The sequence below is a fragment of the Nocardia sp. NPDC005825 genome (assembly GCF_040630175.1).
Taxonomy (GTDB): Bacteria; Actinomycetota; Actinomycetes; order Mycobacteriales; family Mycobacteriaceae; genus Nocardia.
In genome coordinates, this window is sequence record NZ_JBEXXC010000023.1 from 47,310 (window position 1) to 68,697 (window position 21,388).

At 69.8% G+C, this 21,388-nt stretch carries 25 protein-coding genes; 6 read left to right on the top strand and 19 right to left on the bottom strand.

Annotation, left to right across the window (positions count from 1 at the left end; all coding sequences use genetic code 11):
* Window positions 1–3 precede the first annotated feature (3 nt).
* From trpC to ABZ382_RS34705, 3 genes are all read right to left on the bottom strand, one after another.
* Window positions 4–822, bottom strand: a complete 819-nt coding sequence (gene trpC, locus ABZ382_RS34695; RefSeq protein ID WP_213560553.1) for an indole-3-glycerol phosphate synthase TrpC — start codon at window positions 820–822, stop codon at window positions 4–6.
* A gap of 149 nt (window positions 823–971) precedes the next feature.
* Window positions 972–1,937, bottom strand: coding sequence for a TIGR02234 family membrane protein (locus tag ABZ382_RS34700; protein WP_357097945.1), 966 nt, complete (start codon window positions 1,935–1,937; stop codon window positions 972–974).
* Window positions 1,934–3,487 carry an anthranilate synthase component I gene (locus ABZ382_RS34705; RefSeq protein ID WP_357097948.1) on the bottom strand — a complete coding sequence of 518 codons (1,554 nt, stop codon included), beginning with the start codon at window positions 3,485–3,487 and terminating at the stop codon, window positions 1,934–1,936. Before ABZ382_RS34705 ends, ABZ382_RS34700 begins: the two co-directional genes overlap by 4 nt.
* Before the next feature lie 240 nt (window positions 3,488–3,727).
* On the opposite strand from ABZ382_RS34705, the gene ABZ382_RS34710 reads away from it, so the two are divergent.
* From ABZ382_RS34710 to ABZ382_RS34725, 4 genes are all read left to right on the top strand, one after another.
* Window positions 3,728–3,943, top strand: coding sequence for a hypothetical protein (locus ABZ382_RS34710; protein ID WP_357097951.1), 216 nt, complete (start codon window positions 3,728–3,730; stop codon window positions 3,941–3,943).
* Between the two features lie 192 nt (window positions 3,944–4,135).
* The gene (locus ABZ382_RS34715) at window positions 4,136–4,591 is read left to right on the top strand and encodes a peroxiredoxin (RefSeq protein WP_357097954.1); all 456 of its coding nucleotides are present in this window, start codon (window positions 4,136–4,138) and stop codon (window positions 4,589–4,591) included.
* 83 nt (window positions 4,592–4,674) lie between these two features.
* On the top strand, window positions 4,675–5,268 hold the full coding sequence (locus ABZ382_RS34720; RefSeq protein ID WP_357097956.1) for a permease: 594 nt from the start codon (window positions 4,675–4,677) through the stop codon (window positions 5,266–5,268).
* Window positions 5,269–5,449: 181 nt separating this feature from the next.
* Window positions 5,450–5,956: a MarR family transcriptional regulator gene (locus ABZ382_RS34725; protein WP_357097959.1), complete on the top strand. Its 507-nt coding sequence runs from the start codon at window positions 5,450–5,452 to the stop codon at window positions 5,954–5,956.
* A gap of 3 nt (window positions 5,957–5,959) precedes the next feature.
* On the opposite strand, the gene hisI is transcribed toward ABZ382_RS34725, so the two are convergent.
* The 6 genes from hisI to ABZ382_RS34755 form a co-directional block, all read right to left on the bottom strand.
* The gene (hisI, locus tag ABZ382_RS34730; protein ID WP_357097962.1) at window positions 5,960–6,331 is read right to left on the bottom strand and encodes a phosphoribosyl-AMP cyclohydrolase; all 372 of its coding nucleotides are present in this window, start codon (window positions 6,329–6,331) and stop codon (window positions 5,960–5,962) included.
* The gene (hisF, locus tag ABZ382_RS34735; protein WP_357097965.1) at window positions 6,328–7,101 is read right to left on the bottom strand and encodes an imidazole glycerol phosphate synthase subunit HisF; all 774 of its coding nucleotides are present in this window, start codon (window positions 7,099–7,101) and stop codon (window positions 6,328–6,330) included. The genes hisI and hisF overlap by 4 nt, the downstream gene beginning before the upstream one ends.
* Window positions 7,098–7,916, bottom strand: a complete 819-nt coding sequence (locus ABZ382_RS34740) for an inositol monophosphatase (protein WP_357097967.1) — start codon at window positions 7,914–7,916, stop codon at window positions 7,098–7,100. The genes hisF and ABZ382_RS34740 overlap by 4 nt, the downstream gene beginning before the upstream one ends.
* A gap of 6 nt (window positions 7,917–7,922) precedes the next feature.
* Complete coding sequence (gene priA, locus ABZ382_RS34745; protein WP_357097970.1) at window positions 7,923–8,654, bottom strand: bifunctional 1-(5-phosphoribosyl)-5-((5-phosphoribosylamino)methylideneamino)imidazole-4-carboxamide isomerase/phosphoribosylanthranilate isomerase PriA; 732 nt, start codon at window positions 8,652–8,654, stop codon at window positions 7,923–7,925.
* A 97-nt stretch (window positions 8,655–8,751) separates the two neighbouring features.
* Complete coding sequence (locus ABZ382_RS34750) at window positions 8,752–9,495, bottom strand: NAD(P)H-binding protein (protein WP_357097973.1); 744 nt, start codon at window positions 9,493–9,495, stop codon at window positions 8,752–8,754.
* 58 nt (window positions 9,496–9,553) lie between these two features.
* Entirely contained in the window at window positions 9,554–10,009 is a 456-nt protein-coding gene (locus ABZ382_RS34755; RefSeq protein WP_357097975.1) for a MarR family transcriptional regulator, read from the bottom strand.
* A gap of 100 nt (window positions 10,010–10,109) precedes the next feature.
* Between ABZ382_RS34755 and ABZ382_RS34760 the strand changes: the two genes are divergently transcribed.
* Window positions 10,110–10,598, top strand: coding sequence for a nuclear transport factor 2 family protein (locus tag ABZ382_RS34760; RefSeq protein WP_357097978.1), 489 nt, complete (start codon window positions 10,110–10,112; stop codon window positions 10,596–10,598).
* A 93-nt stretch (window positions 10,599–10,691) separates the two neighbouring features.
* Here the strand turns inward: ABZ382_RS34760 and ABZ382_RS34765 are convergent, their stop codons facing one another.
* The 3 genes from ABZ382_RS34765 to ABZ382_RS34775 form a co-directional block, all read right to left on the bottom strand.
* Entirely contained in the window at window positions 10,692–11,345 is a 654-nt protein-coding gene (locus tag ABZ382_RS34765) for a hypothetical protein (protein WP_357097981.1), read from the bottom strand.
* A gap of 124 nt (window positions 11,346–11,469) precedes the next feature.
* Window positions 11,470–12,069, bottom strand: a complete 600-nt coding sequence (locus ABZ382_RS34770; protein ID WP_357097983.1) for a hypothetical protein — start codon at window positions 12,067–12,069, stop codon at window positions 11,470–11,472.
* A gap of 292 nt (window positions 12,070–12,361) precedes the next feature.
* On the bottom strand, window positions 12,362–13,141 hold the full coding sequence (locus tag ABZ382_RS34775; protein WP_357097986.1) for an alpha/beta hydrolase: 780 nt from the start codon (window positions 13,139–13,141) through the stop codon (window positions 12,362–12,364).
* A gap of 58 nt (window positions 13,142–13,199) precedes the next feature.
* On the opposite strand from ABZ382_RS34775, the gene ABZ382_RS34780 reads away from it, so the two are divergent.
* Window positions 13,200–14,966, top strand: coding sequence for a GNAT family N-acetyltransferase (locus ABZ382_RS34780; RefSeq protein WP_357097988.1), 1,767 nt, complete (start codon window positions 13,200–13,202; stop codon window positions 14,964–14,966).
* Between the two features lie 29 nt (window positions 14,967–14,995).
* On the opposite strand, the gene ABZ382_RS34785 is transcribed toward ABZ382_RS34780, so the two are convergent.
* From ABZ382_RS34785 to ABZ382_RS34815, 7 genes are all read right to left on the bottom strand, one after another.
* The gene (locus tag ABZ382_RS34785) at window positions 14,996–15,904 is read right to left on the bottom strand and encodes a hypothetical protein (protein ID WP_357097991.1); all 909 of its coding nucleotides are present in this window, start codon (window positions 15,902–15,904) and stop codon (window positions 14,996–14,998) included.
* 143 nt (window positions 15,905–16,047) lie between these two features.
* Window positions 16,048–16,686 (bottom strand): imidazole glycerol phosphate synthase subunit HisH, encoded by a 639-nt coding sequence (hisH, locus tag ABZ382_RS34790; RefSeq protein WP_357097994.1) that lies wholly within the window; start codon window positions 16,684–16,686, stop codon window positions 16,048–16,050.
* Entirely contained in the window at window positions 16,683–17,315 is a 633-nt protein-coding gene (hisB, locus tag ABZ382_RS34795; RefSeq protein WP_357097997.1) for an imidazoleglycerol-phosphate dehydratase HisB, read from the bottom strand. Before hisB ends, hisH begins: the two co-directional genes overlap by 4 nt.
* The gene (locus tag ABZ382_RS34800; RefSeq protein WP_357098037.1) at window positions 17,312–18,442 is read right to left on the bottom strand and encodes a histidinol-phosphate transaminase; all 1,131 of its coding nucleotides are present in this window, start codon (window positions 18,440–18,442) and stop codon (window positions 17,312–17,314) included. Before ABZ382_RS34800 ends, hisB begins: the two co-directional genes overlap by 4 nt.
* A gap of 14 nt (window positions 18,443–18,456) precedes the next feature.
* A complete protein-coding gene (gene hisD, locus ABZ382_RS34805) occupies window positions 18,457–19,794 on the bottom strand; it encodes a histidinol dehydrogenase (protein WP_357098000.1) in 1,338 nt (445 codons plus the stop codon).
* Between the two features lie 126 nt (window positions 19,795–19,920).
* Window positions 19,921–20,736, bottom strand: a complete 816-nt coding sequence (gene yidC, locus ABZ382_RS34810; protein ID WP_357098003.1) for a membrane protein insertase YidC — start codon at window positions 20,734–20,736, stop codon at window positions 19,921–19,923.
* A 144-nt stretch (window positions 20,737–20,880) separates the two neighbouring features.
* Window positions 20,881–21,177 (bottom strand): DUF6412 domain-containing protein, encoded by a 297-nt coding sequence (locus ABZ382_RS34815; protein ID WP_357098006.1) that lies wholly within the window; start codon window positions 21,175–21,177, stop codon window positions 20,881–20,883.
* Between the last annotated feature and the right edge of the window lie 211 nt (window positions 21,178–21,388).

Genomic DNA, 21,388 nt, shown 5'->3' on the forward strand with positions numbered 1-21,388 from the left:
CTTTCACCGTCCCCGGCGAACCGGTTTCGGGCAGGACGGGTGGGTTCCGGCGGTCACCAGCTCGGCCACCGCGGCGCGCGGGTCGCCGCTGGTCACCAGGCCCTCGCCGACGAGCACGGCGTCCGCGCCCGCACCGGCGTAGGCCAGCAGGTCGGCGGTGCCGCGAATGCCGGACTCGGCCACGCGGATCACTTCACTGGGCAGACCGGGGGCGATGCGCGCGAACACATCCCGGTCCACCTCAAGGGTCTTCAGGTTGCGGGCGTTCACGCCGATCACGCTGGCCCCGGCCTCGAGGGCGCGGTCGGCCTCTTCCTCGGTGTGCACCTCGACCAGCGCGGTCATGCCCAGCGATTCGGTGCGGTCGATGAGCGCGGACAGCACGTCCTGCTCCAGCGCGGCCACGATCAGCAGGATCACGTCGGCGCCGTGCGCGCGGGCCTCGTGGATCTGGTACGGGCCGACGATGAAGTCCTTGCGCAGGACCGGGATGTCGACCGCGGCGCGGACCGCGTCCAGGTCGGCCAGCGAACCGCCGAAGCGGCGCTGCTCGGTGAGCACGCTGATGATGCGGGCGCCGCCGTCCTCGTAGGCGCGGGCCAGGTCGGCGGGGTTGGGGATGTCGGCGAGCGCGCCCTTGGAGGGGCTGGCCCGCTTCACCTCGGCGATGACGCCGATGCCCTCGGCGTGCAGGGCGGCCTTGGCGTCACGCGGGGAGCGCGCCGCCGCCGCGGCCGCTTTCACGGCCTGGAAATCCAGAAGGGCTTCCCGCGCGGCCACGTCCGCACGGACCCCGTCGAGAATCGAGTCGAGTACCGTCATCTGGCTCGAATCCTTTCTGGGGAGACGGACTTGCTGCCTGAGAATCCCCCCAGGCGCTGTCTCACCGCTGCTGATAAAGAGTAAATGGCTATGTTCCCGGTCTTGACGGCGGGGCTGGAAGCGGCGACGCTGCCGCTGTCCGGCCCAGCTCAGTGGTGTTCCCCGCGCGCGGCCCCGGAACCCGGATCGTCCTGCGCGGCAGAGTGATCGGCGTCGTCGTCGGTCGGATCCAGGCCCTCGTCGAGCGCGTCCCACAGCACGCGACCCGACAACTGGTCCTTGGACGGCGACTGTGACCCGGATTCCGCGGGTCCCCGGTCGGCGTGATGCTGGGCAACCTGTTCGGCCGCCGCGGACTTCCGCACGGCCGGGCTGTCGTACTTGCCCGACATGCGGGCCGTCTCGCGGGGCATACGCACCAGCAGCAGCCCGGCCACGAACGCCGCCACCGCCCCGACCAGCGCCAGCACGGCCGGCAACGACGCGGTGGTCACGGTTCCGGGGTGCTCCCAGCCCCGCAGCTCGGCCAGCCGGGCGGCCCGGTCACCGGTCCTGCCCTGATGGACCAACAGGGCGTAGGCGGGCACCGCGGCCACCGCGGCGAGCACCGCCACCACCACGCCCACGCCGCGCCGCCACCAGCCGTGGGTGGCGAACACCGCCGCGATGGTGGCCAGCAGGACCAGGGCCAGCGGCGTCAGCGCGCCGAACCAGGTACTGCCGTTGAGGTGGGCGGTGCGCGGCGGGCCGAGCTCGCTGGTCACCTCGAGGGTCACCCAGGTCATGCGCGAGGACGCCCACAGCAGCGCGGCGGCGATCGCGAGCAGCGCTACGGCCGCGATGGGCCGCGGCCGTTTGCGCGCGCCCTCGGCTTCCGCGGCTCGGGCATCGGCTTCGGCGGCCCGGGCGTCAGCCTCGGCGACCCGCGCATCGGCCCCGGCGGCCCGAGCGTCCGCCTCGGCCCGCGCGGCATCCGTGGCCGCGGCATCCCGGTCCGCCGCGCCCGCTCCCCCGGTATGCGTATCAGCCTGCGGTGCAACCGGTTCCGCGGCGGACTCGGTCCCCGACGGTCCGGCGGCGTCCGCCGGGCGACTATCGGGGTCGGGATCGGTCATTGCGCGGCGCCGTTCGGCCGGTAGGCGCGAACGGTCTCCGCGGCCGCGATGGCCTTGAGGACCGCCATGGCCTTGTTGCGCGATTCCACGTCCTCGTACTCCGGGTCGGAGTCGGCCACGATGCCCGCGCCGGCCTGCACGTAGGCGGTGCCGCCCTTGAGCAGCGCGGTGCGGATGGCGATCGCGGTGTCGGCGTCACCGGCGAAGTCGAGGTAGCCGACCACGCCCGCGTACACGCCGCGGCGGGTGGGCTCGAGTTCCTCGATCAACTCCATGGCCCGGACCTTGGGCGCGCCGGACAGCGTTCCGGCCGGGAAGCAGGCCTGGACCGCGTCGAGCGCGACCTTGCCCGCCCGCAGCCGGCCCGACACCGTGGACACCAGGTGCATGACGTGCGAGTACCGCTCGACGTGCCGGTACTCGGTGACCCGCACGGTGCCCGGCTCGCAGACCCGGCCCAGGTCGTTGCGGCCCAGGTCGACGAGCATGAGGTGCTCGGCGTTCTCCTTCGCGTCCTCGAGCAGGCCCTTCTCCAGCAGGAGGTCGTCCTCCTCGGTGGCCCCGCGCCAGCGGGTGCCCGCGATCGGGTGCGTGGTGGCCACGCCGTCCTTCACCGTGACCAGCGATTCGGGGCTGGAACCGACGATGGAGAACGCGGTGCCGCCGGAGCCGTCCGGGATGTGCATGAGGTACATGTACGGGCTCGGGTTGGAGGCGCGCAGCATGCGGTAGAGGTCCAGCGGGGTGCCGTGGTAGTCCATCTCGAAGCGCTGCGAGAGCACCACCTGGAACGCCTCGCCCGCCTCGATCTCCTTGACCAGGCGACGCACGCCCGCGCCGAACTCCTCGGAGGTGCGCTGGCGGCGGTAGTCGGGCTCGGGCCGGTCGAAGACCGAGACGGTGGATTCGGCGGGCGCGGCCAGGGCCTCGGTCATGCGGTCCAGGCGGGCGACGGCGTCGTCGTAGGCCTCGTCGACGCGCTCGTCGGTGCCGTTCCAGTTCACCGCGTTGGCGATCAGGGTGATCGCGCCCTCGTGGTGGTCGAAGGCGGCCAGGTCGGTGGCCAGCATCAGGACCATCTCGGGGACCTGGAGGTCGTCGGTGGCCAGGCTGGGCAGCCGCTCGAGCCGGCGCACGGTGTCGTAGCCGAGGTAGCCGACCAGGCCGCCGGTCAGCGGCGGCAGGCCGGGCAGGCGCTCGGTGCGCAGCACCCGCAGCGACTCGCGCAGCGCTTCGAGGGGGTCGCCGCCGACGGGCGCGTCGGCCGGGGTCTGCCCGAGCCAGGCGGCCTGGTCGTCGACCACGGTGAGCGCGCTGGGGCTGCCCGCGCCGATGAACGACCATCGCGACCACGAGCGGCCGTTCTCCGCCGACTCCAGCAGGAAGGTGCCGGGCCGGTCGGCGGCCAGTTTGCGGTAGGCGGACAGCGGAGTCTCGGAGTCCGCCAGCACCTTTCGGATCACCGGGACCACGCGGTGATCGGCCGCGAGCGACCGGAACTGCTCCCGGGAGGTGGTGGTGTCGATTGGCAAACCGTGGGCGCCGTGCATTGCCCCATCATTCCAGGCCCACCGGGCGGGATCTAAATCGCTCTCCCTGCCCAGCCGAGCGGGCCGCTGCGGCGAATACCTGAAGCGGTCTCACCACGCTCGCGGCGGTAGCACGCGGTATCCCCCATTTTCGAGAGGAGATCAACACAGATGTACCCCTCGCAACCGGTGGCTCCGGAGGGTTCACGGCACCCAGCTCCGCAGATGGCCCCGGGCGTCATGCCCGGTCAGCTGCCTCGGATGATGAATATGAACCCCGGCGGTAAGTACTCCGCCATCTCCTCGTTCGTCACGTACGTGAAGGCGCTGGAATCGCTGGATCCGCGCAACTTCCCCGACGAGTACGCCGAGCACACCGATCGCATCAAGGAACTGAAGCCGTTCCTGCGCGCCCACGGCATCCTCGACGTGATGAACATCAAGAACCCGGAGGTCGCCGCCCTGATCGGGGTGTGACGCCGCACCGACACCGTGTGTCGGGGGTGGTTGGGGCTCCGGGGGCCGACCCCCGGACCCCCAGGCAGGGAAGTGACGGACAGGCCGGCGGTGGGCACCCACCAAGCACCGTGCCCGGCAAGGGATTCCGGCCGGACGGTGACCGCCTCCCCGAAAAGCTCGTGCACGATGAATTGGGGGTAGGGTACGGGCATGAAGGTCGGTCAGCTCGCACCCAATTTCGAACTATCGGATCAGTCCGGCACCGCGCGTTCGCTCGAGTCATTGCTCGCGGACGGCCCGGTGGTGCTGTTCTTCTATCCCGCGGCGAACACGCCGGTGTGCACCGCCGAGGCGTGCCACTTCCGGGATCTGGCAACGGAATTCAAGGCCGCCGGGGCGAGCTGCGTGGGCATCAGCGCGGATTCGGTCGAGGTGCAGTCGGGATTCGCCGAGAAGCAGGGACTGGGATACCCGGTGCTCTCGGACCCGGGCGCGAAGGTCGCCGCGGAGTTCGGCGTGAAGCGCGGCCTGCTGGGCGCGATCGTGCCGGTCAAGCGGACCACCTTCGTGATCGACCCGGATCGCACCGTGGCCAAGGTGATCAACAGCGAGATGCGCGCCAACGTGCACGCCGACGAAGCTCTGAAGTTCCTGCGCGAACGCTGACGGACCGCTCCTGCCCGGCCCCGGCACGCGACCCCGTCGCGTCGGTGCTTCGCCCGCTGACAATTCGGACATACGCTGAGCGCATGACTACGGCCGGCACCGAGCAGGAGCGAAAGTCTTCAACCTTCGTCACGTGGCGCAATCGCATCATTGCCGCGGTGGTGACCCTGGCGGTGTTGTGGGTGTCCTATCTGATCCTGGCCGCGTTCATTCCGCGATGGTGGGCGCAGCGCCTGGGGGAAATGGTCGGTTCGAGTTTCGCCAAGGGCATCTGGTACGGCCTGTTGATGGGCCTGATATGCACGGCAGTGCCACTTTTCCTCTTGCTGACGGCGGGCCTGTCCTGGCGTAAACGGGCCGGAAAGTTCGTCGCGGGCGGGGCCATCGTCCTGGCCCTGATCCTCGCCATCCCGAATTTGATGACGCTGACCATCGTGTGGGGCAACTCCAATGCCGCGCACGCCGGGGAACGCATTCTCGACGTCGACGCGCCGGGATTCCGCGGCGCCTGCCTGGCGGGCGCGATCATCGCCGCCCTGTTGTTCCTGCTGGTCGCATTTCTCTTGGCGCGCAGGGGATTCCGCCGCCACCGCGCCGACAAACAGCGAAACGAACCGGAAAAGCCGAGCGTGTCGCCGGAAACTCCGGCAAATCCTCCCGAAGTAGGCACGAACTAATTCCGCGTGCAACACGCGTGACCGATGTCACGTCATTCAGCAACACCGTGACTGACGAGCGAAGTCGTGGCAAACTTTGACGTGCGAGTGACTTGTTCGATGCCGCGACACGGGCTCTCGAACGGTCGGGGACCAACCGTCACTCGGCTGGTACGAGAGGGCGCGCACGGTGACCAAGTCGATGAATCCCCAAGAACAGCGAGCTTGGCGAACCTTGATCGCGCTCACCACCCGACTGCCCGCCGCTTTGGATACCCAGCTGCAACGCGAGTCCGGGATTACCCATTTCGAATACTTCGTGATGACCTTGCTCTCCGAAGAACCCGATCACCGCTTGCAACTCAGCGACCTCGCGCAAAAGGCAAACGCATCGCTATCACGGCTCTCGCACGTGGTGTCCAAACTCGAGCGGCTCGGCTGGGCGCAACGCGTGGCGCTGACCGGCCGTCGCGGGGCCCAGGCCGTGCTCACCGACGCGGGATATCGAAAGGTCAGCGACGCCGGGCCCGGCTATCTGGAGTGCGTGCGCGGCCTGGTGTTCGACGGCCTCGACGCCGATCAGACCGAGCAGCTGCTGACCCTCGGTGAAACCCTGGTGGCGCAGCTCGACAAGGGCATGACCCGCGGTCTCGGCCGCGCGGGGCGGCCCAGCTCGCATCTGGGTCTGGATCCCGCCGAATCCGACTGAGGCTCAGCCCTCGTCGGACAGCAGCCGATCGCCCCGCGACAGCAGCACGTCGGTGTCGAAGCAGGTGTGGGTGCCGGTGTGGCAGGCCGCGCCCTCCTGGTCGACGATGAGCAGCACGGTGTCGCCGTCGCAGTCCAGCCGCACCTCGTGCACGTACTGGGTGTGGCCGGAGGTCTCGCCCTTGACCCAGTACTGCTGCCGCGAGCGCGAGTAGTAGGTGCCCTTGCGGGTGTCGAGGGTGCGGGCCAGCGCCTCGTCGTCCATCCACGCCATCATCAGCACGTCGCCGGTGCTCTTCTCCTGCGCGATGGCGGCGAACAGGCCGTCGGCATTGCGCTTGAGGCGGGCGGCGATCGCGGGATCCAGGGCGCTCATCGAACCGTGATTCCTTCCGTGCGCATGGCGTCCTTGACCTCGCCGATGGTGAGATCGCCGAAGTGGAAGACGCTGGCGGCCAGCACCGCGTCCGCGCCCGCCTGCACGGCCGGGGCGAAGTCGGCGACCTTGCCCGCACCGCCGGAGGCGATGACCGGCACCGACACCGCGGCGCGCACCGCGCGGATCATGGTCAGGTCGAAACCGGCCTTGGTGCCGTCGGCGTCCATCGAGTTCAGCAGGATCTCCCCCACGCCCAGCTCGGCGCCGCGCACGGCCCACTCCACGGCGTCGATGCCGGTACCGCGCTTGCCGCCGTGGGTGGTGACCTCCCAGCCCGACGGAGTGGGGTCCTGGCCCGCGGGCACGGTGCGGGCGTCGACCGACAGCACGATGCACTGCGAGCCGAACCGCTCCGACATCTCGCGCAGCACCTCGGGGCGGGCGATGGCGGCGGTGTTCACCGACACCTTGTCCGCGCCGGCGCGCAGCAGCCGGTCCACGTCCTCGACGGTGCGCACGCCGCCGCCGACGGTGAGCGGGATGAAGATCTGCTCGGCGGTGCGGGTGACCACGTCGATCATGGTGCCGCGGTCGCCGGTGGAGGCGGTGACGTCGAGGAAGGTCAGCTCGTCCGCGCCCTGGGCGTCGTAGGTGGCCGCCAGTTCGACGGGATCGCCCGCGTCCCTGAGGTTTTCGAAGTTGACGCCCTTGACCACGCGCCCGGCGTCGACGTCCAGGCACGGAATCACGCGTACCGCAAGTGTCACTGCTCTGCCTCTCCTCGGACCCGATCGGCGGTGTCGGCGATCAGTTCCAGTAGTTCCTCGTGCACGCCGGGCGCGGCGGCCAGCACCGAACCGGATTCGATGGTCCAGTCCGCGCCCAGCAGATCGGTGACGACCCCGCCCGCGGCCCGGACCAGCACCACGCCCGCGGCGTTGTCCCACGGGTGATGTCCGAACACCACGGCCCCGCCCAGAATTCCGGACGCGGTGTAGGCCAGGTCGATGCCGGTGGAGCCGTACATGCGCTGCCGGCCCGACAGTCGCGACAGCGCGCCCAGCAGGTTGAAGCGGAAGATGCCCGGAATCCGGCCCGCCCCATCGATATTGAAGCTGCCGAACCCGATCATGGCGGTGGCCAGTTTGGCCGGGGCCAACTGCGGCAGCGGGGTGCCGTTGAGCAGCAGCGGCCCGCCGTCGACGGCCGCGTAGCGCTGGCCCAGGATCGGCAGCCAGGTCAGGCCGATGACGGGGACGCCGTCACGCACCAGCGATAGCAGCATCCCGCACATGGGGCTGCCCGCCGAGTAGTTGAAGGTGCCGTCGATCGGGTCGAGCACCCATGCGGTGCCCGTGGTCAGTTGCGGGCCGCCGAATTCCTCGCCGTGCACCGGGATTCCGGTGCGCTCGGCCAGTCGCTGCGAGATGGTGCGCTCGAGTTCCAGGTCGAGTTCGGTGGCGAAGTCGTTGCGCCCCTTCTCGACCGCGCTCGGCGCCCCGATGCCCTCGACGAAACGCGGTGCGGCGGAGTCGAGCACCGCGCTGGCGATGCCGAGCAGTTCGGCGAGTTCGGCGGCCATCGGCGGTTATCGAACCGCGGCCAGGGCTTCGGGCAGGGTGAACCGGCCCGCGTACAGGGCCTTACCGATGATCGCGCCCTCGACGCCCTCGTCCACCAGGGTGGCGATGGCGGTCAGGTCCTCGAGCACCGAGATGCCGCCCGACGCGATGACCGGCGCCTCGGCCGCGTTCGCGACCTGGCTCAGCAGATCCAGGTTCGGCCCGGTCAGGGTGCCGTCCTTGGACACGTCGGTGACCACGTAGCGCGAGCAGCCGTCGCGTTCGAGCCGCTCGAGCACCTCCCACAGGTCGCCGCCGTCGGTGACCCAGCCGCGGCCGCGCAGCCGCCACTCGCCATCGATGAGCTTCACGTCCAGGCCGACGGCGACCTTGTCGCCGTACTCGCCGATGGCGCGAGCGCACCACTCCGGGTTCTCGATGGCCGCGGTGCCGATATTGACGCGCGCGCAGCCGGTGGCCAGCGCCGCCTTCAGCGACTCGTCGTCACGGATGCCGCCGGACAGTTCGACCTTCACGTCGAGTTCGCCGATGACCCCGGCGATGATGTCGCGATTGGACCCCTTGCCGAACGCGGCGTCCAGGTCGACCAGATGCACCCACTCCGCCCCCGCCTGCTGCCAGGCCAGAGCGGCGTCGCGCGGCGAACCGTAACTGGTTTCGCTGCCCGCCTCTCCCTGAACCAGGCGTACAGCTTCACCATTGGCGACATCGACGGCAGGTAGCAGCACAAGACTCACGGGGTAAGCCTAGTGGTTGCCCGGCGTCACACCGTTCGCAGGGTGAACCGAGTCGCGGCGGGGGCGGCCGACGCGCTCGGCCGTCCGCCCCTGCCGTTTAGTGCCGGCCGAGCCAGTCCGCGAGGCGGGTCGGGGCGAGCTCCGCACCGGGGCCCGGCACCAGGCTGTCGGGGCCCAGGAGGGTGCCGAAGTATCGGGCCTGCGGGTCGGTGACCACGTCGCGCGGGTCGGATCGGGCGGCGAGCACGGTGCGAATCCACTGGTCGAGGCCGAATTTCTCCGGTCCGCCGACCTCGAGCGCGCCATTGCGGGGCGGGTTCAGCGCGGCCCGCGCGGTCGCGGCGGCGACATCGTCGGCGGCCATAGGCTGGACGCCGCCGTCGGACAGCCGCACCACGCCGTCGGCGGTGGCGGAATCGGCTATGCCACCGGCGAATTCGAAGAACTGCGTGGCGCGCACGATCGTGTACGGGAGGCCGGAGCTCCGGATGAGTTCCTCCTGCGCGGCCTTCGCTGTCAGGTACCCGGATTCCGGTAGGTCGGCCGAGCCGACCACCGACAAGGCGACGTAGTGGCCGACGCCCGAGGTCTGCGCGGCGTCGAGCAGGTTGGCGGTCGAGGTGCGGAAGAACGCCATGACGTCGTCGTCGGCGAACGACGGCGAATTGGAGACGTCGACGACGACGTCCGCGCCCTGCAGCGCCTCTTTCACGCCGACACCGGTCACCGTGTCGACGCCCTTGCTCGGTGAGGCCGGAACTGCCTGGTGGCCGCTCTCGCCCAAACGGTTGACGACATTCGACCCGATCAGGCCGGTGCCGCCGATGACGACAATCTTCATGTCCGCTCCTTCCGTTGTCGCGCTGCCTTCGGGTTCCACCATCCCACCGAGGGATGCGTCAGCTGTCTCCGGCGTGCGATTCGAGGATGCGGTTGAGGGTCAGGACGAAGTTCGCGCGTTCGGCGGCAGTGAATCCGGGCAGGAGTTCCCGCTGTGCCGCTTCGAGGCGTTCGTCGAGGTCGGCGAGGTGGGTGCGCCCGGCGCGGGTGAGCGTGAGGGTGTTGCGGCGGCGATCGGCGGGGTCCGGGGTGCGGGTGACGAGGCCGCGGTCGGCCAGGTCGTTGACGGCGGAGACGACGTCACTGCGGTCGATGCCCGTACGGCGTCCGGCTTCGGCCTGGCTGAGCGGGCCGTGCTCGTCGAGGGTGGCGAGCAGGGCGTAGTGGTAGCGGCGGGAACCGGTGGGTTCCAGGGCCTTCTCGGTGCAGCGGTTGGCGATGATCGCGGCCTGGCCCAGGAGGCGGGTGGGCAGGGCGCGCAACCGGCCGGAGGCTCCTTCGGGCGCGGTGTCCATGACAGCGAATCTACCAACACTTGTTGGGAGCACCCACGATCATTTATATTGGTTTCACCAACGTTGGCCAAACCAACAATCTCGTCGAAAGACTCTCATCATGAACGCGATCGACATCAGCACCGGCCGAATCCACGACCTGGCCGACAAATTCGAGATCACCGAGCTGGTCCACCGCCTCGGCCGCGCCCTCGACGAGGGCGACTGGACCGAACTCGCCACGCTCTACACCCCCGACGCCACCGCCCAGACCCCGGGCGGCCTGGCCGTCGGCCGCACCGCCCTGGTCACCCAGGCCAGCCGAAACCACTCCCCCGACAAGCACATTCAGCACATCATCACCGGCATCATCGTCGACCTGGACGGCGACACCGCCCGTGTGCGCGCCAACCTGCTGGCCGTCTTCGCCTGGGGCCCCGCCCAAGACCCCACCCTCGGCTCCCAACCCCGCCTCACCCTCGGCGAGGTCTACCGCTTCGAGGCCGCCCGCACCCCCGCCGGCTGGCAGTTCGCCAGCGTCGCCTCCTCCCCCGTCTGGTCCGTCGGCACCCGCCCGACAGCTGCCCAGCCACCGCTCATGACCCGCTGACGCGACCGCGCCAACATACGACCACGCCGGAGCCGCCGCGATCGCGATGATCGCGGCACCCAGCGCGCGCCATGATTCGACTACGGCCGCGAGTCACCACGCCGCGCCGCCATGGCCCGTTCCTCTGACGTCCGGATCGAGCTGGGGTTGCACGGCCCGAAGCGATCGAGCAAGTCCGATAGCGAGCGCCACGACCGCTGCCGCCTCGGCCCGCATTGGTGTCTGGCCTGTGTATCGCGCCTGGAGCTGCAAGTCGTGCACAGTAGTTAGCGCAGTCTTAGTGGTCTGTGAGATGTATTCCCCCCGCCACAGATCGTCTGCGGCTTGGGTGAACCCGGGGTAAGGCGACCGAGGTCCGCCGGTCAGACCTTCAAGCTCTACGGCCTTCTTGTAGACGACGCGCAACGCAGTCTCGACATGGTCAAAGGCCATTAGAACAGCGGCAGCCGGGTCAGCAGCCAGAACCCGGTTCACCCTCGCCGCGAAATCCTCGAGCTCCTGGGCCTGTTCGGCATCAATCGGCGGTGGCGGTTCTGCTCGTTGCTCATTCTGGAGCTCCTCGACCATCTCCATCGCGAACTGGACAGAACCAGCCCCCATGCTCAGCCTTGTCGCCCGCGGGAACTGCTCGCCGATACCCCGCATGAACTTCAAGATCGACCGCCTCGAGATGTAGACCATGACAGCGGCACTGGCAGGCCAGGCGAGCGAGTTGACCAGCGAGGCAACGAGATCCATCCATCCCACGCCTACAATCTAAGTTCTTGCACTCAGCCCGGCGAGTGATTCATGACTTGGCCGTCGACGGTCGTCCAGGTCGGCGCATCGGAACAGCGCGGCTCGCGCGGGTGGTCATCCGAGGTCGAGCCGATCAGCGTATGTCGGTGATCTCGTCGAGCGCGGCGCGAGCGGCGCTGAGGAGTTTCAGTCGATCGGAAAGATAGCGCGCACCGATCTCTTCTATCTTGTGTTGACGCTCTTGCAAGTCGGTGGCGGATTCGGCGTGGGCCTCGGCCAGATCGCGAACCGCCTGAACCAGCGAGCTGAACTGCAAGATCAGTTGTTGTGTCGCCGCCGCAACCTCTTCCGGGCCCTCGAGCAGAACCGAGTCCCCAACCTGCTCGGCATGCTTGAACAGCCTTCGGATCTCGGCAAACCGCTCTTCAGCGACTGGTTCCGGCGGAGTCGCGGCCTTGAGAAGGCGGTACTCGTGCAGGTTCGCTCGATCAGCGGCGGCAAGGGCTTGCAGGAAGTCGAGATAGGCTGCCTGTCGTCGTTCACGGCGCCATCGGAAGTGCTCAACTCGCAACTCCAGCATCTGATTGTCCTTCTGCGCCAACTCTTTCCGCACTTGCTCACGCTCGAGCGCGGCTTGGCGCCGATTCTCGACCCTCGCCCCGATAATGGCTGTCAGGCACGCACCGATGGCCGTTCCCAGAACGCCGACTGCTGCAACGAGAACACTGATCATGACTTCTCCGAGCATGGTGAAACTGGCCGCGGTTCCGTATGAAGTATCGGTCGCCGCGAGTCGACCCGCGCGGCTCTCTCATTTACGCTTGCCGCCCTGCTCATCGAGCTGTCCGGCGGGACTCGCGAGTAGCGTGGCCGTCGTGTCGGCATGTCGAGGCTGATCGCTTGCACAGCAACGATTTCGAGCGTCGGCGCGAGCGCTCGCCGACGGCAGGCGATCTTCGGTGAGCGCCGGTCGGGATCCGATGTCGATAGAGTCGAGTTCCGTAGCGCAGCAGCGGGCTTCGGGCCTACCCGTGTCGTGCCACGTCCTCGCACAGGATGCTCGGCCAGCGAGCGAGATCGGCCGGTGTGTGCGCCACCTCCAGGGTGGCCTTCGGCAGCAGGTCCACCAGCGCCTCGGCGGTCGATACCGGATGGGCGGGGTCGGCTGTCCAGGCCAGCACCGTGATCGGCACGTCGATCGCGGCGATCGCCTCGGGGGCGGGCAGGTCGCTCATCGCTGCCCCGCGGAACAGTGCGGGCAGTAGGTGCTCGGCGACATCCGGCACGGTTTCCGGCGTTCCGGCGGTGGCGGGCGGGCGAGGCGCGGTGAGATCGGCGCCGAGGAAGGCGGCGAGTCCCTGCTCTTCGATCAAGCGGGCGTTCTTGCGGTAGATGTCGGCCTTCGCGGCTCGGGTGCGCCAAGCGGTCGCGGGCACGAGCAGGGTGAGGCCGGCGAATCGGCCGGGATCGCGGACTGCGGCGTGCAGCAGTGTCCCGGTGCCCATCGACGGACCGACACCGTGCACCCGCTCGCCGGGGAACCAGTGGTCGAGCAGGTTCAGCAGGTCATCGGCCAGCACCGACCACCGATAGTCCTCGGGGACGGCGCGACCCGTCGAGTGGCCGTGGCCGCGCGCGTCGTATCGCAGCAGTCGGGTTCCGCTGAGTCCGCGGCCGAGATCTAGGTCCATCAGACGGTCGCGGTGGCGGCTGGAGGTGAGGCCGTGGAGTTGGACTACCGGGTGGCCGCCCTCGTCGCTCAGTTCCACGTCGATGTCGGCGCCGGAAACGCGGAAGGTCGGCACGGTGGCTCCAGGGTGCTGGTGAGCGGCGGTCGCTCGAGAAGGAGCCTAGGATACCGGCATGCGGCTGACCAACGTCGCGCACCTGCGCCTGCCGTTCGGCCGCCTACTGGGCTTCGACGTCACGGTGGGGCGGGTGGGCCGGTCTCTTCCCGTGTCCTTCGACCAGCGACGCCATGTCGCCGCCGGGGACCGAGCGGGATCCTGGATGGCGTTGTCCTTCAAGCTCTCCGCGCCGGTTCCGCCCGACGACCTCGCGGCCGCCTGGCTGGCGGTGATCGAGCGGCACGGCACGCTGCGGTCGGTTTTCGTGCCGGGCGCGGACGGCGAGCCTCAGCTGCACGAGGTCGATATCCTCCCTGGCGGCTGGGTCGAGCATGTGATCGCTCCGGGGCAGGCGGTCAACGATGCGCTCCGCGACGTGCTCGACCGGGCTTGTTCACCGTACAGTCGTCCGTCCCATCGGCTCTGCGTGCTCGAGACCGCAGTTGGGCCGACCGTGGTGGTCGCCGCCGACCACTCGCACGTCGACATGTGGTCGATGCTGGTGATCGCTCGTGACCTGCTCGCCGCGCTGGCCGCGGTGCAGCAGGGTCGTTCACCGTCATTGCCGCCCGTGCCCGCCTTCGCGGAGCACACCCGCGCGCTGCGGGACCGCCCGCCGGCGCCCGCGGAGGTGCACCGCCGCTGGGCCGAGGTGCTGGCGGGCAGCGGCGATGTGATGCCACGGTTCCCGCTGTCGCTGGGTGAGGCGACGTTGCAGCAGGAGCGCGTGGAGGTGCGCGATGTCCTCGACGTCGACGACAGCGCCGCGTTCTCGGCGCAGGCCCGCGACGACGGCGTCTCGACCTTGGCGCTGGTGGTGGGGGCGATGACCGAGGTGACCCGCGAGCTGGCCGGCACCGCACTACGGGCGGTGTTTCCGGTGCACAGCCGGTATGACACGACTTGGCACGACTCGGTGGGGTGGTTCATCACCAACTCGGTGCTCGAGTCGGCCGACTCCGATCCGCGTGCCAGTGCCGAGGCGGTGAAGGAGGCCGTCCGGATGGGGTCCTGGCCGCTGGAGGACATCCTGCGTCCGTGGGGCGGGATGCCCGAGGCGCCGGGGATGTTCGCGATCTCGTGGCTGGACCTGCGCCGGCTGCCGGTGCGAGTCGACGCGACCGGATTGGAGGCGCACTACGTCGGCGCGACGATTCGGACCGACGGCGTGATGCTCTGGTTCGTCCTCGACGAGACCGGTCTGCACCTGCGCTGCCGGTACCCGGACACTCCCGAGGCCCGGCGGCACGTCGGCGCCTGGCTGGACACGTTGATCGCCCGGCTGCAGTCACGGGCACGGGCTTCGGTCGGTGGCCGGCTGCGGCTCGGCGACCGGATCTATCGTGTGCAGCGGGCGGCGCGGGCCGACGTTCCGGCACTGGTCGCGCTGCTGTCCGATGACGAGATCGGCCGTGCCCGTGAAGGTTCCGACATCGCCCGCTACGAGGAGGCGTACGACGCCATCACCAGGGATCCCTCGCACTATCTGGCCGTGGTCCGGGACGAGGGCGACAGGATCGTCGGCACCATGCAGCTCACCATCATTCCGGGGCTGTCCCGCGGCGGCGCCACCCGCCTCCAGATCGAGGGAGTCCGGGTCGCCGCCTCGGAACGCTCTCGCGGCATCGGAACCGCGATGCTCGAATGGGCGCACGACCACGGCAGGCACCGAGGTGCGACACTCGCGCAGATCACCACAGACCAGGTCCGCACGCGGGCTCACGCTTTTTACGCGCGGCTCGGGTACGACAACAGTCACGTGGGGCTGAAGCGGGCACTCTGACGGATTCGCTCTCCGACGGCGGGGTCCGCTCAGACGCCGGGAGTCAATTGGTTCCGGGCGCTTTCGACACGGCGTTCGATACCGTCCAGGTGTTGCTGCGCACGCTGGAGGGTCTCGCGGGCCGAACGCTCGGTGGCGGCTGTGAATCGGTGGCGGTGTTCGGCTTCGGTCAGTTCGGCACGCAGGGCTTGGATGCGGTCGTCGAGATCAGCGAGATCGGCGGCCGCGGTGTCGTGGTCGGATCGGGCGGAAGTCACAGCGGCGCGGGCGGATTCGACTTCGGTGAGCATTTCCTCGAGCTCGCGTCGCGCGTCGGCCTCCGGATCGGGGGCGGGCTCGTCGGCTGTCGTGGGATCAGCGCGCCGACGGGTCCGTGTGGCCGATTTCTCAGCGCGGTCCTCGGTGGAATCTGCTGAGCGCGTTCCGGAGCTGCGGTATCCGTCGCCGGGAACCGCGGTCAGCGGGGCGGGGCCGAATCCCTCGTACGTGGCTGCGGCGGTGAGGGTTCCGGCGCGGAGCTCGTCGGCGGCCGACTGGTCCGCCAGGGCCGCCTGCAGGCTCGCGCCGATATCGCGCAGGACGGGTTCGGTCAGGCGCTGGCCCCGGCCCTCGGCCAGCTCGGCGGCCTTGCGGGTGACGGCGTTGACTACTTTCTGCCGCTGCGTGGTGAGGGCGCGCAGCTGCTCGGCCGACAGCCGTCGCTGGGCATCGCGCAAGGCGTCGCCGACCTCCAGCAGTGCGCGGACATCATCGCTCGCTTCACGAGACAGCAGATTCAGCGCCCACGCGGCGACCGTCGGCCGCCGGAGCTTGCCGATGGCGGCGGCCAAAGCCTTGTCCCCGGCGTCACGAGCCTGCCGCACCCGCTCGGTGCGGGCGGCCACGAACTCGGCGGGCGGAAGCCCGTACAGTTCGGCCACGACCTGGTCGAGCGTCATACCGCCCTAGCCTACGGGCATACCCGCACCCGTCCCCCCGGATGCCAAGGTCAGCGATCGGACCGCCGATGTCTGGCCGGCCACTTTGGGACGACAAACCCCCGGTCCCACAGGGAGCCGGGGGTTCGGTCAGTGGTGGTCGATCAGATCGAGTCGACCCAGTTGCGGAGGAGGTGAGCTCCTGCGTCACCCGACTTTTCCGGGTGGAACTGCGTCGCTGAGAGGGGGCCGTTCTCGACGGCCGCGAGGAAGGGGACGCCATGTTCGGCCCAGGTCAGCTTGGCCGGGGCGATCTGGCCGCCGCCGTCGTCGGTCCAGCCCCAGTGCTGGGCGGCGTAGGAGTGGACGAAGTAGAAGCGGGTGTCGGCGTCCATGCCCGCGAACAGGACGCTGTCCTCGGGAGCCTTCACCGTGTTCCAGCCCATGTGCGGGAGGACCGGCGCGTCCAAACGTTCGACGGTGCCGGGCCACTCGCCGCAGCCGTCGGTCTCGACGCCGAACTCGACGCCGCGTTCGAACAGGATCTGCATGCCGACGCAGATGCCCAGGATGGGGCGGCCGCCCGAGAGGCGCTTGCCGATGATCCGGTCGCCGCGGACGGCGAGCAGGCCCGCCATGCAGGCGGCGTAGGCGCCGACGCCGGGGACCACGAGACCGTCCGCGTTCAGGGCGATTTCAGGGTCGGCGGTGATGACGACATCCGCGCCGGTGCGGGCCAGGGCGCGACTGGCGGAGTGCAGGTTGCCGGAGCCGTAGTCGAGCAGGGCGATCTTCTTGGTCACAGCGAACCCTTGGTGGACGGGACCCCGGAGACGCGCGGGTCGTATTCGACCGCGGCGCGCAGAGCGCGGGCGACGGCCTTGTACTCGGCTTCGGTGATGTGGTGCTGGTCGCGGCCGTAGAGGACGCGCACGTGCAGGGCGATGCGCGCGTTCAGCGCGATCGACTCGAACACGTGGCGGTTGATCACCGTCGAGTACGACGCGGTCGGGGCGACGCTCGGAATGATGGTGTGCAGCATGTGATCCGGTTCGCCGGTGTGCACGCAGTACGGCCGGCCGGACACGTCGACGACGGCGTGGGCGAGGGTCTCGTCCATCGGGATGAAGCAGTCGCCGAAGCGGCGGATGCCCTTCTTGTCGCCGAGCGCCTGGCCCAGGGCCTGGCCGATGACGATGGCGGTGTCCTCGACGGTGTGGTGGGCCTCGATGTCGATGTCGCCCTTGGCCTGGACGGTGAGGTCGAAGCTGCCGTGCTGGCCGAAGGCGGTCAGCATGTGGTCGTAGAAGGGGACGCCGGTGGAGATGTCGGTCTTGCCGGAGCCGTCCAGGTTGAGCTCCACCACGATCGAGGATTCGCGGGTGGTGCGCTCGACGCGGGCGATGCGGTCGGCGGGACGTTCGGTGGTCATCGGGCGATCAGCTCCTCGGACGCCAGTTTCGCGCTGACGCGCAGGAATTCGTCGTTCTCGGCGGCCAGGCCGATGGTGGTGCGCAGGTAGCCGGGGATGCCGACGTCGCGGATGAGCACGCCTTCGTCGAGGTAGTGCTGCCAGGCGCGCGCCGCGTCGGCGAAGCGGCCGAACAGCACGAAGTTGGCGTCGGACGGGATCACGTCGTAACCCAGCTCCGCGAGCGCCGCCATGACGCGGTCCCGCTGAGCCGCCAATTCGTGGACGCTGCCCAGGGTTTCGTCCGCGTGCCGCAGCGCCGCCCGCGCCGCGGCCTGGGTGACCACGGACAGGTGGTAGGGCAGGCGCACCAGCAGCATGGCGTCGATGACCGCGGGCGCGGCCACCAGGTAGCCCAGTCGTCCGCCCGCGAAGGCGAACGCCTTCGACATGGTGCGGCTGACCACCAGCTTGGTCGGGTATTTGTTGATCAGGCTGATGGCGCTGGGGGCGGAGGAGAACTCGCCGTACGCCTCGTCGACCACCACGATGCCGGGGGCGGCGTCGAGGATGCGCTCCAGGTCCGGGATCGGGATGCTGTGCCCGGTCGGATTGTTGGGGCTGGTCACGAAGAGCACGTCGGGGTTCTTCTCCCCCACCGTGAGCACCGCGTAGTCGATGTCGAGGGAGAAGTCGCCGTTGCGCTTGGCCTCGATCCACTCGGTGTCGATGCCCTCGGAGATGATCGGGTGCATCGAGTACGAGGGCACGAAACCCAGTGCGCTGCGGCCGGGCCCGCCGAACGCCTGCAGCAGCTGCTGCAGGATCTCGTTGGAGCCGTTGGCCGCCCACACATTGGCCACGTCCACCGCGACGCCGGTCTGCCGGGTCAGGTAGGCGGCCAGGTCGGTGCGCAGGCCGACCGCGTCGCGGTCCGGGTAGCGGTGCAGGTCGGCGGCGGCGGCGCGCACGGACTCGGCGACGTCGTCGACCAGCGCCTGGCTCGGCGGGTGCGGGTTCTCGTTGGTGTTGAGCTGGACGGGCACCGTCAATTGCGGTGCGCCGTAAGGGCTCTTGCCGCGCAGGTTGTCGCGCAGCGGCAGGTCGTCGAGCGAGATCTTCGAGCCGGGGACGGTGCCTGATTCCAGGCCTGCCTGGGCGCTCACCGCAGTTCTCCGAATCGCGCCTGCACGGCCTGGCCGTGCGCGGGCAGGTCCTCGGCATTGGCCAGGGCGACCACGTGCCCGGAGACGTCCTTCAACGCGGCCTCGGTGTACTCGACGACGTGGATGCCGCGCAGGAAGGTCTGCACGCTCAATCCCGAAGAGTGCCGGGCGCATCCGGCGGTGGGCAGCACGTGGTTGGAGCCGGCGCAGTAGTCGCCCAGCGACACCGGCGACCAGGCGCCGACGAAGACAGCTCCGGCCGAACGCACCCGGGCCGCGACGCCCGCGGCGTCGACGGTCTGGATCTCGAGGTGCTCGGCGGCGTAGGCGTTGACCACGCGCAGGCCCTGCTCGATGTCGTCGACCAGCACGGTGCCGGACTGCTTGCCCGACAACGCTTCCGCGACCCGGTCGTGGTGCTTGACCACGGCCATCTGCGCGGTGAGCGCCGCGTCCACGGCGTCGGCGAGTTCGACGCTGTCGGTGACCAGGACGCTGGCGGCGAGCACGTCGTGCTCGGCCTGGGAGATGAGGTCGGCGGCCACGTGCGCCGGGTCGGCGGTGGCGTCGGCGAGGATGGCGATCTCGGTGGGACCGGCCTCGGCGTCGATGCCGACCAGGCCGCGGCACAGCCGCTTGGCGGCGGTCACGTAGATATTGCCGGGGCCGGTGATCAGGTCGACCGGTTCCAGCTGCGCGCCGTCGGTGTCGACGCCGCCGTAGGACAGCAGCGCCACGGCCTGCGCGCCGCCGACCGCCCACACCTCGGTGACGCCCAGCAGCTGGGCGGCGGCCAGGATGGTCGGGTGCGGCAGACCCCCGAACTGGGCCTGCGGCGGGGAGGCCACGACCAGCGAGTCCACGCCCGCGGCCTGGGCCGGGACCACGTTCATGACGACCGAGGACGGGTAGACGGCATTGCCGCCCGGCACGTACAGGCCGACCCGCTCGACCGGCACCCACCGCTCGGTGACGGTGCCGCCGGGCACCACCTGGGTGGTCTTGTCGGTGCGGCGCTGGTCGTCGTGGACCTTGCGGGTGCGCTCGATGGCGACCTCGAGAGCGGCGCGGACGGCGGGATCCAGCTCGGCGAGGGCCTTGTCCAGTTCGGCGGCGGGCACGCGCACCGAGGCGGGCGTCACGCCGTCGAACTTGGCGCTGAATTCCAGCGCGGCCTCGACACCCCGATCGCGGATCGCCTCCACGACGGGCCGCACATGATGCAGCACCGAGTCCACGTCGACGCCCCCGCGCGGCAGAGCCGCGCGCAGTTCGGCAGCAGTGGGAGTACGTCCGCGCAGGTCGACGCGGGCGAGCTCGATGCGGCTGGTCATAGCGCTGTGCAGTCCTTGTCTGTGCTGATTCGAGGGGGTTCGCGACGCAGCCGAAACCGCTTGCGACCAGCTACCAGCCTATCCGGTCACCGCCACCGCTTTATCCGCGCACCACCCGAGCGCCCGCTATTCGTGGGCGATTGCCGCCGACCCGGTGTTTTCGCCGCGTCCGCCCCGCTCGGCGCGGTCGTCGCCGAAGCGGGTCGCCACCACGTGTTGCTGGGCGAATGTCCAGGCATTCTGGGTGACGAAGTACAGCAGGATCGCGATCGGCATGACCGGTCCGACCACCAGCGCGCCGGCCGGGAACACCCACTGCGAGAGGGTGTTCATGACGCGGGCGGTCGAGGCCGCCGGGCCGTCGGCCGGTGCGGGCTGGCGGGCGATGGCGGCGCGGGCGGTGAAGTGGGTGGCGATGGCGGCGATCACCATGAGCGGAATCGCGACAGCGGCAATCGTTCCGAACTGCGAACCGGCCCCGGACAGCGTGGCGGCCAGGGGCGCGCCGAACAGTTTCGCGTCCAGGAACGACTGCACCTGCCCGGCGCCGAACACGTAATTCTGGGTGTGACCGGGCTGGAAGGACCGCAGCACGTGGTAGAGCCCGATGAACACCAGCGCCTGGCCGAGGATCGGCAGGAACCCGGTCAGCACATTGACCCCGGACTCCTTCTGCAACTCCTGCATGGCCAGCGCCTGCTGTTCGCGGTCGCCCGCGTGCTTGCGCTTGATCTCCTGGATCTGCGGCTGCATCTCGGCCAGCTTCCGCGAGAACCGCAGCTGCGCCACGAACGGTTTGATCAGCAGTGCCCGCAGGGTGAGCACCAGGAACACGATGGCCAGCACCCAGGCCAGGCCACTGGTCGCGCCCAGCACGGACGCGAAGGCGGTGTGCCACAGCCACAGCACGGCGGACACGGGGTAATAGATGAAATCGAGCACGGAGAACCTCGCTGCGTGACGCCCGCGCAACGCGTGCGGGCGAAGGAATTCGGGACGGCGATCGACCCGACGGCAGCGACCGACCCGGTGGCGAGATTCGAACTCGCACCATCAGCTGGAAAGCCGAGGTCCGGCGGCGCGCGGTCAGGCCGCCGGTACTCCCGGCGCTCGCGGCCGCGGCCGCCCCGGCGCATCCGGGTTGCTCTGCCGCAGGAACGCCCCGCGACGCCGCTTCCCCGCCGATTCCGCCGGTCCGGCCGACGCGACGGCCACCAGCAGCGGACCCCGCGCCGCGATCACGGCCGCGGTCACCGCGACCAGCGCGACCGCACCGAGCACCAGCAGCGAATCAGGATGCGCGGCACCCAGATACAGCACCGCCCACGCGGACACCACAAGCGCGCACACCAGCAGCGCCGTGGACCGAACCCGCGTGATCATGCGCTCGACACTACCTGCGTTCCACTCCTGCGGCACCCTGTGTTCCGCGCCACGGGACCCGGATGGCGGACAACAGCCCGACCGCCTGACGACCGCGTTGCCCGGCGCGGAACCCACCGCACTGCAAGGGCCGGTTCGCTCGGCCCGACCCACGGCGTCAGCTCGCCATGAAGCTGTCCCCTGCGGAGATGCCACCCCTCGTGGACTCGGG

What these genes read in the sequence shown, in the direction of transcription:
- trpC (WP_213560553.1), bottom strand. Translation starts at nt 822, where the DNA reads ATGACGGTACTCGACTCGATTCTCGACGGGGTCCGTGCGGACGTGGCC.
- ABZ382_RS34700 (WP_357097945.1), bottom strand. Translation starts at nt 1,937, where the DNA reads ATGACCGATCCCGACCCCGATAGTCGCCCGGCGGACGCCGCCGGACCG.
- ABZ382_RS34705 (WP_357097948.1), bottom strand. Translation starts at nt 3,487, where the DNA reads ATGCACGGCGCCCACGGTTTGCCAATCGACACCACCACCTCCCGGGAG.
- ABZ382_RS34710 (WP_357097951.1), top strand. Translation starts at nt 3,728, where the DNA reads ATGATGAATATGAACCCCGGCGGTAAGTACTCCGCCATCTCCTCGTTC.
- ABZ382_RS34715 (WP_357097954.1), top strand. Translation starts at nt 4,136, where the DNA reads ATGAAGGTCGGTCAGCTCGCACCCAATTTCGAACTATCGGATCAGTCC.
- ABZ382_RS34720 (WP_357097956.1), top strand. Translation starts at nt 4,675, where the DNA reads ATGACTACGGCCGGCACCGAGCAGGAGCGAAAGTCTTCAACCTTCGTC.
- ABZ382_RS34725 (WP_357097959.1), top strand. Translation starts at nt 5,450, where the DNA reads ATGAATCCCCAAGAACAGCGAGCTTGGCGAACCTTGATCGCGCTCACC.
- hisI (WP_357097962.1), bottom strand. Translation starts at nt 6,331, where the DNA reads ATGAGCGCCCTGGATCCCGCGATCGCCGCCCGCCTCAAGCGCAATGCC.
- ABZ382_RS34740 (WP_357097967.1), bottom strand. Translation starts at nt 7,916, where the DNA reads ATGGCCGCCGAACTCGCCGAACTGCTCGGCATCGCCAGCGCGGTGCTC.
- ABZ382_RS34750 (WP_357097973.1), bottom strand. Translation starts at nt 9,495, where the DNA reads ATGAAGATTGTCGTCATCGGCGGCACCGGCCTGATCGGGTCGAATGTC.
- ABZ382_RS34755 (WP_357097975.1), bottom strand. Translation starts at nt 10,009, where the DNA reads ATGGACACCGCGCCCGAAGGAGCCTCCGGCCGGTTGCGCGCCCTGCCC.
- ABZ382_RS34760 (WP_357097978.1), top strand. Translation starts at nt 10,110, where the DNA reads ATGAACGCGATCGACATCAGCACCGGCCGAATCCACGACCTGGCCGAC.
- ABZ382_RS34770 (WP_357097983.1), bottom strand. Translation starts at nt 12,069, where the DNA reads ATGATCAGTGTTCTCGTTGCAGCAGTCGGCGTTCTGGGAACGGCCATC.
- ABZ382_RS34780 (WP_357097988.1), top strand. Translation starts at nt 13,200, where the DNA reads ATGCGGCTGACCAACGTCGCGCACCTGCGCCTGCCGTTCGGCCGCCTA.
- ABZ382_RS34785 (WP_357097991.1), bottom strand. Translation starts at nt 15,904, where the DNA reads ATGACGCTCGACCAGGTCGTGGCCGAACTGTACGGGCTTCCGCCCGCC.
- hisB (WP_357097997.1), bottom strand. Translation starts at nt 17,315, where the DNA reads ATGACCACCGAACGTCCCGCCGACCGCATCGCCCGCGTCGAGCGCACC.
- hisD (WP_357098000.1), bottom strand. Translation starts at nt 19,794, where the DNA reads ATGACCAGCCGCATCGAGCTCGCCCGCGTCGACCTGCGCGGACGTACT.
- ABZ382_RS34815 (WP_357098006.1), bottom strand. Translation starts at nt 21,177, where the DNA reads ATGATCACGCGGGTTCGGTCCACGGCGCTGCTGGTGTGCGCGCTTGTG.